Source organism: Gallaecimonas kandeliae (genome assembly GCF_030450055.1).
Lineage (GTDB): Bacteria > Pseudomonadota > Gammaproteobacteria > Enterobacterales > Gallaecimonadaceae > Gallaecimonas > Gallaecimonas kandeliae.
In genome coordinates this window covers 973,570-989,259 of the sequence record NZ_CP118480.1, presented here as the reverse complement: position 1 = coordinate 989,259, position 15,690 = coordinate 973,570, and the positions used below count along the sequence as shown (strand labels likewise).

The window sequence follows — 15,690 nt, the reverse complement described above, 5'->3', positions numbered from 1 at the left end:
ACGACATCGGATAACCAAGCGAGATCCCAACATGCCAAACCCAAGCATCACTCAGATAAAAGACCTCTTTATCAGCCGCCTGGACGTGCTGGAGCACATACTGGCGGTGGCCGAGGCACACTTCCCCAATGCCGACGCCCTGCTCAGCGAGCGGCTGGCGCCGGACATGTTCCCCCTGGCGGGGCAGATCGCCATCGCCTGCAACCAGCCGCGGGGCTTTTCCCAATGGTGTGCGGGCCAGCCCATCGACAACCTGTCGATAGAGATAGGGTCGCTCGCCGAGGCACTGGGCCATATCCGGGACACCAAGGCGCGGGTGGCGGCCATAGACGTAGCAGACGCCAAGCTCGACGAGATCAAGCGCATCGGCCTGGGCCCAGGCCGCCACTGCGAGCTGCCGGGCCGGCAATACCTCAACGACTATCTGGTGCCCAACCTCTATTTCCACATCAGCATGGCCTACGCCATCCTCCGCCACCTGGGGGCGCCTTTGGGCAAGACGGATTTCATGGGCTACCTTGCTCCCTATATCAGGGAAGAAAACTAAAGGCAGGGACGGCGCCGCCGGCAGCTCCCCCTTCAAGACCAAGAACCACCACCACAAGGAACCCAAGCAATGGAATCGGAAAAAGTACATGGTCATGGCACCTTCGTACCGGGCTCGGTGCGCATAGTGGATTTCAGCAGGGCCAACGGCAACCTGCTGGTCAGGGGCAGCTCGGCCTTCGGCGCCAAGGGCTTCACCCTTGACCAGCTGATCAGCGCCATCAAGGCCGACAAGAACTACGCCGCCACCGGCATCGAACTCGGCGAGGATCCCATGGTCGTCGATTTCTGCCTGATAGGCTTCGGCCCCGACAACCACAAGGACAAGCACATAGTGGAAGCCGAGGTCGCCTGGTTTGCCGCCACCACGCCGCCGCCGGCGGTCAATGGCGACACAGGCCCCTATCCCAGTTGCATTGCCTCGGCCTCCGCCGCCCAGCTGATGTTCTACTGGCCCATCCTCTCCATCGGCGGCACCCCGCCGACCCAGGCCGGCGGCAGCTGGAGCGGCGCCGCGGCCGTGGCCCAGTCGGTGACCAACGCGGCGGACTTCCACTACGCCGGCCTGGTGCCCGCCATCAGGGCCGCCTTGTGCAACCAGCCGGCGGCCGTGCCAAAGCTCCCCAGCAGCGTCACCGCCATCCAAAACGCCATCATCTATGTGCACTGCGATTCGGGGGTGAACAGGACGGGGGCGGCCGTGATCGGCTACCTGATGTGCTACGGCTCCAACATCGAGGCTTTGCAAATCAAGGCCCCGGCGCCAGGCAGCTGCAACAGCCTGCAGGCCGCCCAGACAGCTGCCAGGGTCAACCCGCCTGCCAACGACAACCCGCCAGGCGGCGTCGACCAGGCCGTGCCCGAGGCCTACTGCAACCTGCTTTGCACCGGCAGCGCCACCGCCGATCTGGCCAGCCATTGCGTGCCCCTGGCCGGCACGGTGGGCTAAGCACGACCAGGCCGGCCCAGCGCCGGCCTGGTTGTGCCGGGGCCCGGCGTTTCGTTGGCTGGTGAGAGCGGCCGGGCGCAAGGCCACCTGAACCGCCACACCGCCTGCCATCGCAGGTTCCCGCTGCCATCACAATGAAGGAGGTACCATGGCCAACCCACTGCTCTATTGGACGGTCAGCACCCTGCTGCTGCTCTGGGGCCTGGCCTATGCCGGCCTGGTGTTTTTCAGCTTCGTCCTGGCCAAGCCCGCACATTGGGCGGCCCTGGTGGCCAAGGGGCGGATCCAGGCCGAATACGCCGACTACATCGCCGCCATCCCCGGCTGGGTAGTGCTGCTGACGGCAGCGGCCGCCGCCTCCCGGCTCCTGGGGGCCTTGGCCCTTTTCTGGCAAAGCGCCTGGGCCTTCACGCTGTACGGCCTCTCCTTGTTCCTGGTGGTCATCATCATGTTCAGGGCCTTCGCCTTGGCCAAGGTGGCCAGGGTGATCCGCCCCTCCCAGGTGGCTTTGGAGCTAGCCTTCCTCCTCATCAGCGTCTTTGCCGCCTGGTTCAGCGCCATGCAGATACTCAACGGAGTGCTGAGGTGATACAGCCGCCAGGGAACGGGAAAAGCGCCTTGGGCCGCCCTTGGCATAAGCAAGGCAACGTCATGAAAACCTTGCCAAAATGTGAAAACTGCCTTTAGCTTTACAGCCATTGAAAACGCCAACAAGGAAGACCCGATGAAATTCCCAATCCTGCTGCTGGCCCTGCTTGCCGGCCCTGCCCTTGCCGACGACCAAAGCCAATGCACCGAAAACGCCGGCAGCTACCTGACCGGCACCGTCATCAAGGCCCCCTACTTCACCAAGGGCCATCGCCTGCACGGGGTGGAGCTGTCCCACACCCATCTCAAGATCAAGGCAGACCAGGACGGCCAGCCCTATGACGTGGCCATCGACAACGTCTTCGCCGACGGTTACGTGAAGAACGAACAGCAGGTACCGGCGCCCTTGAACGGTATCCAGGCCGGCGACCGCCTTGAGCTCTGCGGCCAGCTCTACTCCGAAGGGGGCGGCATCCACTGGGTGCACACCAACTGCGGCGCCACCCCGACCCCGGCCAAGCCCAACGGCTGGGTCAAGAAGTTCATGGCCGGCGGAACCACCAGCGACAACTTCGAGGATCTCACGACCTATTGCCATTTGTGGCCAAACTGAGCTGGAGCCGGGCCAGGCCCGGCTAGACTGATGACCTGAACCCACATTCAAGGACAACGACATGAAATGGTTTTCCCGTCTCGCCGCCCTGGCGATGGTGATCCTGGCCCTGCCCTCCTGGGCCAAGGTCGTGGAGCAGCAGCTGACCTTGCCGGACGGCCTCGGCAGCGCCGTCCTCTACAGCAACGACCAGCTGAAAAAGCCCGGTCCAGGGGTGGTGGTGATCCACGAATGGTGGGGGCTCAACGCCTACGCCAAGGGCCGCGCCAAGGCGCTTGCCAAGCTCGGCTACACCAGCATAGCGGTGGACATGTACGGCACCGGCAAGGTAGCCGACCACCCCAAGGACGCCCAGGCCTTCATGGAAGCGGCCATGCGTGAGCCGGACAAGATGAACGCCCGCTTCGACGCGGCCATGGCCATCCTCAAGGCCCAGCCCAATGTGGACGGCGCCCGGATCTACGCCATCGGCTACTGCTTCGGCGGCGGCGTGGTGCTGAACCAGGCCAGGATGGGCAAGGCGCTGGCCGGTGTAGCCAGCTTCCACGGCAGCCTGGGCTCCAGCATCCAGGCCGAGAAAGGCAAGCTCAAGGCCAAGCTGCTGGTGGCCACCGGCGGCGCCGATCCCTTCAACCCGCCGCAGGTGGTGAGCGCCTTCGTCAAGGAGATGATGGACGCCGGCGCCGACCTCGATCTGCGCGTCTACCCCGGCGCCATGCACAGCTTCACCAACCCCGGCTCCACGGCCCTCGGCAAGCAGTTCGACATGCCGCTTGCCTATGACGAGGCGGCGGACAAGGACAGCTGGGCGGCGCTGCTGAGGATGCTCAAGGGCCGGTGATGGCCACCGATAAGAAAGGCGCCTTCCGGCGCCTTTTTCATAGCTTGCAGCTGGGGTGGCTGGGGGCGGCGCGGTAGAGGGGCAGCACGCTGGGCAACGCTTTTTCCAGGCGCTGGATACGGGTGCCGGCGCTGGGGTGGGTAGAGAGCAGCTCCGGCGGGGCGCCCGAGTTGCTCTTTTCCATGTTGTGCCAGAGGGTGACCGCCTGGCTGGGGTCGAAACCGGCCTGGGCCATCAGCTTGAGGCCTATGGCGTCCGCCTCCGACTCCTGCTTGCGCGAATAGGGCAGCAGCACCCCGACCGTGGCCCCCAGGCCGATGGCGGCCATGTAGAGGTCGCGGTTCTTGGTGTCGCTGACCCCCAGAGCCACCTCGGCCAGCACCAGGGCGCCCGTGGTGAGCTGGTTCTGGGTCAGGCGCTCGTTGGAATGGTGGGCCAGCACGTGGCCCACTTCGTGGCCCAACACGGCCGCCAGCTGGTCCGGGCTGTCGGCCACCTTCAGAAGGCCGGTGTAGACGCCGATCTTCTTGCCCGGCAGGGCGAAGGCGTTCACTTCCTTGGAGTCGAACACCACCACTTCCCAGTTCCCCTGCTGCTCGCCTGGCAGCACATGGGTGATGGCCCCGGCCACGCACTGCACGTAGCGGTTGGTCTTGGGATCGGTATCGATCTTTTCCTTCTTTTTGAGTTCGTCGAAGGACTGTATCCCCATCTGGTCCACCTGGCCTTCGTTGTTGAGCAGCAGTTGGCTGCGGCCGGTGGGGCTCTGAGTGCAGGCGGCCAACAAGGCGGCGGCCACCAGGGTAAGGGTCTTCTTCATCCTTTGCTCCTTCAAGGCTTTGCCTTATTGTTTCCCGAGCGGCAGGCCGGTGCAACAAGCCGCTTTGCCTTTCGAAGGAGACAGCATGACCTTTCAGTTAAGAGCCCTGCGGGCCGAAGACAACGCCGCCCTGGCATCCGTGATCCGCGCCGTCTCGGCCGAATACGGCCTCACCGCCGACAAGGGCTACGGGGTGTCCGATCCGCACCTGGACGACCTCTTCAGCTATTACCATGATCTCGGCGGCCACTACTGGGTGCTGGAAGTGGACGGCGAACTGGTGGGCGGCGGCGGCCTGGCCCCCCTGAATGGGGCCGAGGCAGGGCCGGGGCGCATCTGCGAGCTGCAGAAGATGTATTTCCTGCCCCAGGCCCGGGGCCTGGGGGCCGGCAGGGCCTTGGCGGAAAAAGCCTTGGCGAGGGCCCGCCAGGACGGCTACAAGCTCTGCTACCTGGAAACAACGGACAACCTCAAAGAAGCCCTGGTCCTCTATGAAAGGCTGGGCTTCAAACGGCTGACCGCCCCCCTGGGGGACACGGGCCACGGCGACTGCGAGATCTGCATGGCCCTGACCCTGTAAAACCCCATAAAAAAAGCGCTCCCGGGAGCGCTTTTTTCATCAAGATGCCGGTTAGCGGTTGAGCTTGGCGTCCAGGCTGAAGCGGCCGCCGCCCAGCAGCATCATGGCCAGGAAACCACCGGCGATGGCGACGTTCTTGTAGAACATCAGGAACTGGGTCTGATCGCTAAGGTTGCTGTGGAAGATGAAGGCGGAGACCAGGGTGAAGAGGGCCAGCAGCAGGGCCAGCAGGCGGGTCTGGTAGCCCAGCACCAGGGCGATGGAACCACCCACTTCCAGCAGTATCACCAGCGGCAGCAGGGCGCCGGGCACGCCCATGGACGCCATCCAACCGGCGGTGGCGGCGTAGGCGCCGATCTTGCCGATGCCGGCCAGCACGAAGAGCAGGCTCAGCAGTACCCGGCCGGCCAGGTTGAGGGTGGCGCCGGTGGCGGAATCGGCTTGGATTTTCAGGATCTCGGTTTTCATGGTATTGGCTCCAACTGTGATGTCGATGGCCCATTATGATTTCTCTAAATGGAAAGAAAATCGCAATAAATCCGTGAAAACATCCTAACAAATAGAAAGGTCAACAGCGGGAGTTGCCAACGCCCGCCCATAAAAAAAGCGCCCTGAAGGCGCTTTTTGGAAAGCCCAGGCTCAGCTGGACAGGTCGTCGAAGAAGCGCTTGACCCCGTCGAAGAAACCTTCGGCCTTGGGCTTGTGGCGCTTGGCGGAATCGCCGGTCAGGCTCTTCTCGAACTGCTCCAAGAGCTCGCGCTGCTCGGCCGTCAGGTTGACCGGGGTTTCCACCACCGTCTTGACCATCAGGTCGCCCTGCATGCCGGAGCGCACCGATTTGACGCCCTTGCCCTTCAAACGGAACATGCGCCCCGTCTGGGTACCTTCGGCCACCTTGAGCTTGACCCGGCCGTCCAGGGTCGGCACTTCTATCTCGCCGCCGAGGGCGGCGACGGTGAAGCTGATCGGCACCTCGCAGTAGAGGTTGTTGCCGTCGCGCACGAAGATGGGGTGTTCCTTGACGTGCACCTGCACGTAGAGGTCCCCCGCCGGGGCACCGAACTGCCCCGCTTCCCCTTCGCCACTCAAACGAATGCGATCGCCGGTGTCGACCCCGGCCGGGATCTTCACGGAGAGGGTCTTGGTCTTCTGTACCCGGCCCTGGCCGTGGCAGGCGTCGCAAGGATCGGCGATCACCTTGCCGGAGCCGCTACAGGTAGGACAGGTCTGCTGCACGGCGAAAAAGCCCTGGCGCATCTGCACCTGGCCCATGCCTTGGCAGGTATGGCAGGTCTTGGCACTGGTGCCGGGTTTGGCGCCGCTGCCGTCGCACTTTTCGCAACTGGCGAAGGTGGGCACCTTGATCTCCTTGGAGACCCCTTTGACCGCCTCTTCCAGGCTCAGCTCCATGTTGTAACGGAGATCGGCACCGCGCGCCTGGCGGGCACCGCCGCCACGGCGGCCGCCGCCGAAGATGTCACCGAAGACGTCACCGAAGATGTCGGCGAAGTCGGCACCGTTGCCGCCACCGAAGCCGCCGGCCCCCATGTTGGGGTCGACGCCGGCATGGCCGTAGCGGTCATAGGCTGCGCGCTTGTCGCCGTCGGTCAGGACCTCGTAGGCTTCCTTGACCTCCTTGAACTTGGCTTCCGACTCCTTGTCGCCGGGGTTGCGGTCCGGGTGATATTTCATGGCGAGCTTCTTGTAAGCCCGCTTGATCTCTTTCTCGTCGGCGCCGCGGTCTACCCCCAGCACCTCGTAGTAATCACGCTTCGACATAAAATCCTGGTCCGCGTTAAACGACTGACGGGCGCCGAGGCGCCCGTACCATAAAGGCCTGGGCCTTACTTGTCGTCTTTGACTTCCTCAAACTCGGCGTCGACCACGTCGTCACCGCCCTGGCTGCCGCCGGCCTGGCCGCCTTGCTGCTCCTGCTGCATCTTCTGCTGCAGTATCTCCATCAGCTTGCCGGAGGCTTCGATCAGGGCCTGTTGCTTGGCTTCGATCTCGGCTTTGTCGTTGCCTTTCATGGCCGTCTCGAGCTCGGACAGGGCGGACTCGATCTTGGCCTTGTCGTCGCCACCGATTTGGTCACCGGCTTCTTCCAGCTGCTTGCGGGTACCGTGGACCAGGGCGTCGGCCTGGTTGCGGGCCGCGACCAGTTCTTCGAACTTCTTGTCTTCCTCGGCGTGGGCCTCGGCTTCTTGGACCATGCGGCTGACTTCGTCCTCGGACAGGCCGGAAGACGCCTTGATGGTGATCTTCTGTTCCTTGCCGCTGTTCTTGTCCTTGGCGGACACGTGCAGTATGCCGTCGGCGTCGATGTCGAAGGTGACTTCGATCTGCGGCATGCCGCGCATGGCCGGGGCTATGCCGTCCAGGTTGAACTGGCCAAGGGACTTGTTGTCGTTGGCGCGCTTACGCTCACCCTGCAGCACATGGATGGTCACCGCGGACTGGTTGTCTTCGGCGGTTGAGAACACCTGGCTGTGCTTGGTGGGGATGGTGGTGTTCTTCTCGATGAGCTTGGTCATGACGCCGCCCATGGTCTCGATACCCAGAGACAGGGGGGTCACGTCCAGCAGCAGCACGTCTTTGACGTCACCGCTCAGTACGCCGCCCTGTACGGCGGCGCCCACGGCCACGGCTTCGTCAGGGTTGACGTCCTTGCGGGGCTCTTTGCCGAAGAACTCGGTCACGGCCTGCTGCACCTTGGGCATGCGGGTCTGGCCACCGACCAGGATCACCTCGTCGATGTCGCTGACGGAAAGGTCGGCGTCGGCCAGTGCCACCTTCAGGGGCTCCAGGGTACGGTTGATGAAGTCTTCCACCAGGGATTCCAGCTTGGTGCGGGTCACCTTGATGTTCATGTGCTTGGGACCACTGGCGTCGGCGGTGATGTAGGGCAGGTTGACGTCGGTCTGCTGGGCAGAGGACAGCTCGATCTTGGCCTTTTCAGCGGCTTCTTTGAGGCGCTGCAGGGCCAGTTGGTCCTTGGTCAGGTCGACGCCCTGCTCTTTCTTGAACTCTTCCACTAGGTAGTTGATCAGGCGGTTGTCGAAGTCTTCGCCGCCCAGGTGGGTGTCACCGTTGGTGGCCAGTACTTCGAAGGTGTGCTCGCCTTCCAGCTCGTCGATCTCGATGATGGAGATATCGAAGGTACCACCGCCCAGGTCGTACACGGCGATGCGCTGGTTGCCCTTTTTCTTGTCCAGGCCATAGGCCAGGGCAGCAGCGGTGGGCTCGTTGATGATGCGCTTGACTTCCAGACCGGCGATCTTACCGGCGTCCTTGGTGGCCTGACGCTGGGAGTCGTTGAAGTAGGCCGGAACTGTGATGACGGCCTCGGTGACCGGCTCGCCCAGGTAGTCCTCGGCGGCCTTCTTCATCTTTTTCAGCACTTCGGCGGAGATCTGCGGCGGCGCCATCTTCTTGTCTTTGACTTCCACCCAGGCGTCGCCGTTATCGGCCTTGACGATGCCGAAAGGCATGATCTTGACGTCACGCTGCACTTCGTCGTCGGTGAAACGGCGGCCGATCAAACGCTTGATGGCGAACAGGGTATTTTTGGGGTTGGTCACGGCCTGGCGCTTGGCGGACTGGCCTACCAGGGTCTCGCCATCGTCGGTGTAGGCGATGACGGAGGGGGTGGTACGGGCGCCCTCGGCGTTTTCAATGACGCGTGCCTTGTCGCCATCCATGATGGCCACACAGGAGTTGGTGGTGCCCAGGTCGATACCGATAATCTTGCCCATATCAGTCTCCACTTAACTGCTTGAAATGAGATGGTTGGTAACGTGGGGGCTTCGTCTGTTTTTTCAAGCCCGCTACCAACGAATTGCCTTTGATGCTTATGTGGGGAGGCCCCGAAACCTTTTCAAGGGTCAATAAGAAAAAAACCCGGCTTTTGCCGGGTTTTTCCGAAACAAGGCCTCAACCGGCGGTGCTGACGATCACCATGGCGGGGCGCAGCAGGCGGCCGTTGAGGCTGAAGCCCTTCTGCACCACTGTCAGCACCGTATTGGCCGGGTGTTCGGCGGAGGGCTGCATGGCCATGGCCTGGTGCAGCTCGGGGTTGAAGGGCTGGCCGGTCGGGTCCACCACTTCCAGGCCATGCCTGTTGGTGGCGGAGTGGAAAGACTTGAGGGTCAGCTCTATGCCTTCGAGCATGGGCTTGAGGGCTTCGTTGGCGGCGTCACCCAGTTCCAGGGCGCGCTCCAGGGAATCGGCCACCGGCAGCAGGTCGCCGGCAAACTTCTCCAGGGCGAACTTGTGGGCCTTTTCCACGTCCAGGGCGGCGCGGCGGCGGATGTTGTCCGCCTCGGCCTTGGCACGCAGCACCAGTTCGCGCTGTTCGGCCAGCTCGGCTTCCAGGCGCTCGACCTCGCTCTGCAGGTCCACCTCGGGCAGGTGCTCTTCCTGGGCAGTTTGGGCTTCTTGTTGCTGGTTCTGGTCCAGCGGCTTGTCCGTCTCTTGGGTCATTGCCTGTCTCCTCGATACAACGTGCGGCTTATTATGGGGGCAGATCAGCACGTTTCAAGAGAGCCGGCCTCGGTTATACTGGCGGCAAGGGCCATCTGGACAAACTGATGACGCAACCATTTAAAACCATTGCACTTATTGGCAAGCCCAACCACGACGGCGCCAACCAGACGATCATGGCGCTGCACGGCTGGCTGGCCGAGAAAGGCTACCGGCTGCTGGTGGAAGACCGCACCGCCGACGGCCTTGAGCTGCCCAAGGACAGCTTGCGGGATCTGGCCAGCCTCGGCGAGGAAGCGGAGCTGGCCATCGTCGTCGGCGGCGACGGCGCCATGCTGGGCGCGGCCCGGGTGCTGGCCCGTTTTGATGTGGCCGTCATCGGCGTCAACCGCGGCAACCTCGGCTTCTTGACCGATCTCTCCCCCGACGGCTTCGAAGAGCCGCTGGGCAAGGTGCTGGCCGGCCAGTTCCAGACCGAGTTCCGCTTCCTGCTGGAAGCCCAGATCTACCGCCACAAGCGGCTGGTAGCCTCCAACACCGCCGTCAACGAAATGGTGCTGCACCCGGACAAGATAGCCCACATGATCGACTTCTCGGTCAGCATCGACGAACAGTTCGTGCACAGCCAGCGCTCCGATGGCCTTATCGTCTCCACCCCCACAGGATCCACCGCCTATTCGTTGTCCGGCGGCGGCCCCATACTGCATCCGAAGATGGATGCCATAGTGCTGCTGCCCATGTTTCCCCATACCCTGTCCAGCAGGCCCATAGTGGTGGAAGGCAACAGCCTCATCACCCTCAAGGTCACTTCCAACACCGAGGATCTGCAGATCACCTGCGACAGCCAGGTGGCCCTGAGCCTCAAGCCCGGGGACGAGGTGCGCATCCAGAAGAGCGCCTACCCGCTGCGGCTGGTCCATCCCCCCTGCTACGACTACTACCAGGTGCTGCGCTCCAAGCTGGGTTGGAGCACAAAACTCTACTGAGCCTCTTTACTGTATAGAAATCCAGCTTATACTGGATGCAATTACAGTAAGGAGTTCAGCATGCTGGCCCAAGTCACCATCAGCAACTTTGCGATAGTCCGTTTCCTTGAGCTGGAATTTGCCGGCGGCCTGACCGCCATCACCGGCGAAACCGGGGCCGGCAAGTCCATCGCCATCGACGCCCTGGGCCTGTGCCTCGGTGACCGAGGTGACGCCGCCATGGTCCGCCCCGGCGCCGACAAGTGCGAAGTGGCCGCCCGCTTCGACATCAGCGCCCTGCCCCGGGCCCAGGCCTGGCTCAAGGACAACGAACTGGATGACGAAGGCCAGTGCATACTGCGTCGCACCATCAGCAGCGAAGGCCGCTCCCGCGGCTACGTCAACGGCCAGCCGGTGCCCCTGTCCCAGCTCAAGGCCCTGGGGGAGCTGCTGGTCAATGTCCACGGCCAGCACGCCCACCATGCCCTGCTCAAAGCCGACAACCAGCTCGGCCTGCTGGACCAGTACGCCGGCCACAAGGCGCTGTTGGACGAGCTGCGCCAACAATGGCGGCAGCAGAAGACGCTGCGCCAGGAACTGGAAGAACTCAGTGCCAGCGAAGCCCAGCGCGAGGCCAGGCGCCAGCTCCTGGAATACCAGGTGCAGGAGCTGGACCAGTTCGCCCTGGAAGAGGGGGAATACCAGCGCATCGAGGCCGAACACCACCGCCAGGCCAACGCCGCCAACCTCATCAGCGAATCCGGCCACTGCCTGGCCATGCTAAGCGAGAATGACGAGCTGAACCTGAGTGACATGCTGCGCCAGGTACTGGACCGCCTGGGTCGCCTGCAAGGGGACGATCCGGCCCTGGAGCCCATCCTCTCTACCTTGCATGACGCCAGCGCCCTGGTCGGCGACGCCAGCGTTGAGCTGGCCCGTTACCAGCAACGCCTGGAAGTGGATCCGGAAAGCTTCGCCGCCCTGGAAGAGCGCCTCAGCCAGGCCATCAACCTGGCCCGCAAGCACAAGGTGGCCCCCCTGGAACTGCCGGCCCTGCACCAGGGCCTGGCCGAGGAATTAAAAGCCCTGACCGATTCTGACGATCGCCTGCTAGCCCTGGAAGCGGAATTGGCCAAGGCCAAGGAGGCTTACCTGGCCTCGGCCAGGCGCCTCAGCCAGAGCCGCGAACGCCACGGCAAGGCCCTGGCCAGGGAAGTGCAGAAGGTCATTCGCGAACTGGCCCTGCCCCACGCCCAGTTCAGCCTGGACGTAGCCTTCGATGAAAGCGCCCAGGCCGCCCCCGGCGGCCTCGACAAGGTGCAGATGCTGGTGTCCACCAACCCCGGCCAGCCCCAGGCCCCCATCCACAAGGTGGCCTCGGGTGGCGAGCTGTCGCGCATCGGCCTGGCGCTGCAGGTACTGACCTCGGACAGGAGCCACACCCCCACCCTCATCTTCGACGAGGTGGACGTGGGCATCTCAGGCCCCACCGCCGCCGTGGTGGGCAAGCTGCTGCGCAGCCTCGGCGAGGGCAGCCAGGTGTTCTGCGTGACCCACCTGCCCCAGGTAGCGGGCCAGGGTCACCAGCAGCTGCGGGTCAGCAAGAAAACCAGCAAAGACAACACCGAGACCTTGATGGAGCCGCTGAGCCTGGAACAAAGGGTGGACGAGCTGGCCAGGCTCTTGGGCGGGGACGTGGTAACGGAAGCGAGCCGCGCCAACGCCAGGGAACTTTTGGCCGGTTGAAGGCTCTGTTGCTGCATGTTGCCGGGCAAGGCTATCATGCGCCTGAGATTACAGAGATGGATAACGGAATGAAGAATGTGTTGCTGGCCCTGACCCTGGGCCTGGGTTTGAGCGGTTGCGGCCTGGTCTACAAGATTGACGTGCCCCAGGGTAACTACCTGGAGCAGGATCAGATTAACAAGCTGCAGCCCGGCATGAGCCACGAACAGGTCAGCTATGTGCTGGGCACTCCCCTGCTCAAGGACAGCTTCAAGGACGGCACCTGGTACTACAAGTATTCCTACCGGCCCGGCAGGGGCAAAGTGGTGGAAAAGCAGGTAGTGGTGCACTTCGACAAGGCCGGCAAGCTGGCCGGCATAGAGGCGCCGGACTTCAAGGTACCGGACACCCTCAAGGCAAAGGCCAACTGAGTCAGTCTTTGGCCCGCAGGGGGTTGGGCCTGCCCCCTGTGGTCTGATCGGCCCTGCCCTCCTCCTTGGCCTTCTCGGCCCGGCGCCGGCGGATATCCTTGGGATCGGCGGTCAGGGCCCTGTAGATCTCCACCCTGTCCCCTTCCCTGACCTTGTCGGCCAGCTTGCAGCTGCGCGACCAGATCCCGACGTCGTTGCTGTCCAGGCTGATGTCCTTGAAACGTTCCAGCATGCCGCTGCGCTCTATGGCGTCGCGGACGGTGGCGCCTTCCACCACTTTCAAGGCGATGAGGGCCTGGCGATCCGGCAGGGCGTAGGCCACTTCCACGCTGAGCAGTCGTTCAGTCACGATAGACCTCCAGGGCACGCTGGCTGAAGGCGTTGACCAAGGCATAGGTCAACTGCCGCACGCTGAGCAGGCGTTCAGTCACGATAGACCTCCAGGGCACGCTGGCTGAAGGCGTTGACCAAGGCATAGGTCAACTGCCGCACGCTGAGCAAACGTTCAGTCACGGTAAACCTCCCGGGCACGCTGGCAAAAGGCGTTGACCATGGCGTGGGTCAATTGCTGGAAGATACCGCCGAAGGCGATGGCCACCAGGGTGGAGGAAAATTCAAAGTCCAGGTGCAGCTGGACCTGGCAGCCGCCGCTCTCCGTCTCCAGGAAATGCCAGTGGCCGTGCAGGTAACGGAAGGGGCCGTTGACCAGCTCCATGCGGATCTTGTCCGGGGCGAAGAGGGTGTTGCGGGTGGTGAAGGACTTGCGGACAGGCCCTTTGGCCACGTCCAGGGTCGCCGTCATGCTGCCCTCGCCCTTGCTCAGGACCCGGGCCGCCACACAGCCAGGCAGGAAGGCCGGGTAGCTGGGCACGTCATTGACCAGATCAAACATGGCTTGGGGTGCAAAAGGCACTTCTGCTTGTCGCTCGATACGCGGCATGGCGTTTTCCACTGTCACTTTGGCGCGCATCATAGCACTTGTTAAGGGCCTGGGCATCCAGGCAAAATGCCATGCAATATCCCCTTCTATCCGTATAATGCGCCCATGACCAAGAAAAAAGCGCTCAAGGGCGGTGACACCGATATCGCCCAGAACAAAAAAGCCCGCCACGACTATTTCATCGAAGAAACCTTCGAAGCCGGCCTGGCTCTGCAAGGCTGGGAAGTCAAAAGCCTGAGGGCGGGCAAGGCCAACATCAGCGAAGCCTATATCGTCCTCAAGGACAGCGAGGCCTACCTGTTCGGCGCCACCATACAGCCCCTGAACACCGCCTCCACCCACGTGGTGGCCGACCCGACCCGTACCCGCAAGCTGCTCCTCAACCAGCGGGAGCTGGACGTGCTCTACGGCCAGGTGCACCAGAAGGGCAAGACGGTGGTGCCGCTCAAGATGTATTGGAGCCGCGCCTGGGCCAAGTTGGCCATCGGCATAGCCCGAGGCAAGAAGGAACACGACAAGCGGGACGACCTCAAGGACCGCGACTGGCAACGGGAAAAGGCCAGGGTCATGAAAAGGGGCTAAGCTCCAGGACGGCGCCAGGGGCGCCGTTTTTTATGGCGCTGCGCCCTTTAATGTGGACAAGAAAACAACCAAGGGAAATAAAAAGCTATGAACCTCAAGAAAGCCCTGCTGGGCCTGGCCCTGTTCTCCTGCTCGAGCCTGGCCCTGGCCAAGACCTTCGTCTTCACCGCCATTCCCGACCAGGACGAGCGCGCCCTCAACGAGCGTTTCGGCAAGGTCGCCCACTACCTGCAGGAGCAGCTGGGCGTGGACGTGCGCTACATCCCCGTCAAGAGCTACCCCGCCGCCGTCAGCGCCTTCCGTAACAACCAGGTGCAGCTGGCCTGGTTCGGCGGCCTGACCGGCGTCCAGGCCCGCCAACTGGTACCGGGCAGCCAGGCCCTGGCCCAGGGCAAGGAAGACACCGCCTTCACCAGCTACATCATCGCCAACACCAGCACCGGCCTGATGCCCAGCAAAGACTTCCCCGACGCCATCAAGGGCCTGTCCTTCACCTTCGGCTCCAAAGGCTCCACCTCGGGCCGCCTGATGCCGGAATACTATATCCGCGACCACTTCCACCAGGCTCCCGAGCAGGTGTTCAGCCGCGTCGGCTTCTCCGGTGACCACAGCCGCACCATCGCCCTGGTACAGTCCGGCGCCTACCAGGTGGGTGCCGTCAACTACAGCGTCTGGGAAGAAGAAAAGGCCAAGGGCCAGGTCGACACCAGCAAGGTGCGGGTCCTCTGGACCACCCCCAGCTACCCCGACTACCAGTGGACAGCCCGCGGCGATCTCGACAAGCAGTTCGGCGCCGGCTTTACCGCCAAGGTGAAAAAGGCCCTGCTGGGCATGACCGATCCCAAGCTGCTGGCCGCCTTCCCGCGATCCGGCTTCGTACCGGCCGCCAACAGCGACTATGCCCCCGTCGAAGCCGTGGCCAAGGCCATCGGCATCATGGACGACGGCAAGTGACAAAGCTGTTCTCCCTCGACGGCGGCCAACTGGGCTACGGCAACCAGGCCGTGTTCCAGAACCTCTCCCTGGCCATCCAGGCCGGGGAGAAGGTCGCCCTGTTGGGAGAATCGGGTACCGGCAAGAGCACCTTGCTGCGTACCCTGAGGGCCCAGCGCCCCTCAGAGGTGGCCTGGTGCCCACAGCAGCCCGGGCTGGTGCCCATGCTGTCGGCCTGGCACAACATCTACATGGGCCGCCTGGAGCGCCACTCCTTCTGGTACAACCTGGCCAACCTGGTGCGGCCCCAGGCAGCCCCCAGGGCCGAAATAACGGCCCTGGCCGAGGAGCTGGGCCTGGAGCCGGGGCTGCTGGAACGCTCCGCCGCCAGCCTCTCCGGCGGCCAGCAGGGCCGGGTCAGCCTGGGCCGGGCCCTCTACCAGCAAAAGCCCGTCTTCATGGGCGACGAGCCGGTGTCGGCCCTGGATGAAGTCCAGAGCGATGCCATGCTGGCGCTCATCTGCCGCCGCCACCAGACGGTGGTGCTGGCCCTGCACGACACCGACATGGCCCTGCGCCATTGCGACCGCATCATAGGGCTGCGCCAGGGCCAACTGGTTCTGGACGCTCCCAGCAAAGACCTGGATACACAGCGGCTCCAGGCCCTCTACCAGTCATGAACCCGGCATTGCGAC

Annotated in this window: 19 protein-coding genes; 12 read left to right on the top strand and 7 right to left on the bottom strand. The window is 63.4% G+C overall.

What is annotated here, in order from left to right; genetic code table 11:
* The first annotated feature begins 31 nt into the window (after positions 1–31).
* The 5 genes from PVT67_RS04785 to PVT67_RS04765 all read left to right on the top strand — a co-directional run bounded on the left by PVT67_RS04785 (position 32) and on the right by PVT67_RS04765 (position 3,537).
* Positions 32–547 (top strand): DUF1993 domain-containing protein, encoded by a 516-nt coding sequence (locus PVT67_RS04785; protein ID WP_301498383.1) that lies wholly within the window; start codon positions 32–34, stop codon positions 545–547.
* A 69-nt stretch (positions 548–616) separates the two neighbouring features.
* Positions 617–1,495, top strand: a complete 879-nt coding sequence (locus tag PVT67_RS04780) for a protein-tyrosine phosphatase family protein (protein WP_301498381.1) — start codon at positions 617–619, stop codon at positions 1,493–1,495.
* A gap of 148 nt (positions 1,496–1,643) precedes the next feature.
* Complete coding sequence (locus PVT67_RS04775; RefSeq protein ID WP_301498379.1) at positions 1,644–2,084, top strand: hypothetical protein; 441 nt, start codon at positions 1,644–1,646, stop codon at positions 2,082–2,084.
* A gap of 135 nt (positions 2,085–2,219) precedes the next feature.
* Complete coding sequence (locus PVT67_RS04770) at positions 2,220–2,696, top strand: hypothetical protein (RefSeq protein ID WP_301498377.1); 477 nt, start codon at positions 2,220–2,222, stop codon at positions 2,694–2,696.
* Positions 2,697–2,757: 61 nt separating this feature from the next.
* Complete coding sequence (locus tag PVT67_RS04765; RefSeq protein WP_301498375.1) at positions 2,758–3,537, top strand: dienelactone hydrolase family protein; 780 nt, start codon at positions 2,758–2,760, stop codon at positions 3,535–3,537.
* 37 nt (positions 3,538–3,574) lie between these two features.
* Here PVT67_RS04765 and PVT67_RS04760 read toward each other — a convergent pair whose 3' ends face one another.
* Positions 3,575–4,357 (bottom strand): M48 family metallopeptidase, encoded by a 783-nt coding sequence (locus tag PVT67_RS04760; protein ID WP_301498372.1) that lies wholly within the window; start codon positions 4,355–4,357, stop codon positions 3,575–3,577.
* Positions 4,358–4,442: 85 nt separating this feature from the next.
* Between PVT67_RS04760 and PVT67_RS04755 the strand changes: the two genes are divergently transcribed.
* On the top strand, positions 4,443–4,937 hold the full coding sequence (locus PVT67_RS04755) for a GNAT family N-acetyltransferase (protein WP_301498370.1): 495 nt from the start codon (positions 4,443–4,445) through the stop codon (positions 4,935–4,937).
* A 51-nt stretch (positions 4,938–4,988) separates the two neighbouring features.
* Here the strand turns inward: PVT67_RS04755 and PVT67_RS04750 are convergent, their stop codons facing one another.
* From PVT67_RS04750 to grpE, 4 genes are all read right to left on the bottom strand, one after another.
* Positions 4,989–5,405, bottom strand: coding sequence for a DoxX family protein (locus tag PVT67_RS04750; RefSeq protein WP_301498368.1), 417 nt, complete (start codon positions 5,403–5,405; stop codon positions 4,989–4,991).
* Positions 5,406–5,576: 171 nt separating this feature from the next.
* Entirely contained in the window at positions 5,577–6,716 is a 1,140-nt protein-coding gene (gene dnaJ, locus PVT67_RS04745) for a molecular chaperone DnaJ (RefSeq protein ID WP_301498366.1), read from the bottom strand.
* A 65-nt stretch (positions 6,717–6,781) separates the two neighbouring features.
* A complete protein-coding gene (dnaK, locus tag PVT67_RS04740; RefSeq protein ID WP_301498364.1) occupies positions 6,782–8,692 on the bottom strand; it encodes a molecular chaperone DnaK in 1,911 nt (636 codons plus the stop codon).
* A 178-nt stretch (positions 8,693–8,870) separates the two neighbouring features.
* Positions 8,871–9,419 (bottom strand): nucleotide exchange factor GrpE, encoded by a 549-nt coding sequence (gene grpE, locus PVT67_RS04735; protein ID WP_301498362.1) that lies wholly within the window; start codon positions 9,417–9,419, stop codon positions 8,871–8,873.
* A 107-nt stretch (positions 9,420–9,526) separates the two neighbouring features.
* Here grpE and nadK point away from each other — a divergent pair, with 107 nt between their 5' ends.
* The 3 genes from nadK to PVT67_RS04720 all read left to right on the top strand — a co-directional run bounded on the left by nadK (position 9,527) and on the right by PVT67_RS04720 (position 12,540).
* On the top strand, positions 9,527–10,405 hold the full coding sequence (gene nadK, locus PVT67_RS04730; protein ID WP_301498360.1) for an NAD(+) kinase: 879 nt from the start codon (positions 9,527–9,529) through the stop codon (positions 10,403–10,405).
* Between the two features lie 60 nt (positions 10,406–10,465).
* On the top strand, positions 10,466–12,130 hold the full coding sequence (gene recN, locus PVT67_RS04725) for a DNA repair protein RecN (protein ID WP_301498358.1): 1,665 nt from the start codon (positions 10,466–10,468) through the stop codon (positions 12,128–12,130).
* Positions 12,131–12,198: 68 nt separating this feature from the next.
* Positions 12,199–12,540 (top strand): outer membrane protein assembly factor BamE, encoded by a 342-nt coding sequence (locus tag PVT67_RS04720; RefSeq protein WP_301498357.1) that lies wholly within the window; start codon positions 12,199–12,201, stop codon positions 12,538–12,540.
* A 1-nt stretch (position 12,541) separates the two neighbouring features.
* Here PVT67_RS04720 and PVT67_RS04715 read toward each other — a convergent pair whose 3' ends face one another.
* Positions 12,542–12,889: an RnfH family protein gene (locus PVT67_RS04715; RefSeq protein WP_301498355.1), complete on the bottom strand. Its 348-nt coding sequence runs from the start codon at positions 12,887–12,889 to the stop codon at positions 12,542–12,544.
* A 156-nt stretch (positions 12,890–13,045) separates the two neighbouring features.
* The gene (locus PVT67_RS04710; protein ID WP_301499644.1) at positions 13,046–13,480 is read right to left on the bottom strand and encodes a type II toxin-antitoxin system RatA family toxin; all 435 of its coding nucleotides are present in this window, start codon (positions 13,478–13,480) and stop codon (positions 13,046–13,048) included.
* A gap of 105 nt (positions 13,481–13,585) precedes the next feature.
* On the opposite strand from PVT67_RS04710, the gene smpB reads away from it, so the two are divergent.
* The 3 genes from smpB (at position 13,586) to PVT67_RS04695 (ending at position 15,675) form a co-directional block, all read left to right on the top strand.
* Positions 13,586–14,062, top strand: coding sequence for an SsrA-binding protein SmpB (gene smpB / locus PVT67_RS04705; RefSeq protein WP_301498353.1), 477 nt, complete (start codon positions 13,586–13,588; stop codon positions 14,060–14,062).
* An 87-nt stretch (positions 14,063–14,149) separates the two neighbouring features.
* Positions 14,150–15,016 carry a putative selenate ABC transporter substrate-binding protein gene (locus PVT67_RS04700; RefSeq protein ID WP_301498351.1) on the top strand — a complete coding sequence of 289 codons (867 nt, stop codon included), beginning with the start codon at positions 14,150–14,152 and terminating at the stop codon, positions 15,014–15,016.
* Positions 15,013–15,675: an ATP-binding cassette domain-containing protein gene (locus PVT67_RS04695; RefSeq protein ID WP_301498349.1), complete on the top strand. Its 663-nt coding sequence runs from the start codon at positions 15,013–15,015 to the stop codon at positions 15,673–15,675. The genes PVT67_RS04700 and PVT67_RS04695 overlap by 4 nt, the downstream gene beginning before the upstream one ends.
* The last annotated feature ends 15 nt before the right edge of the window (positions 15,676–15,690 follow it).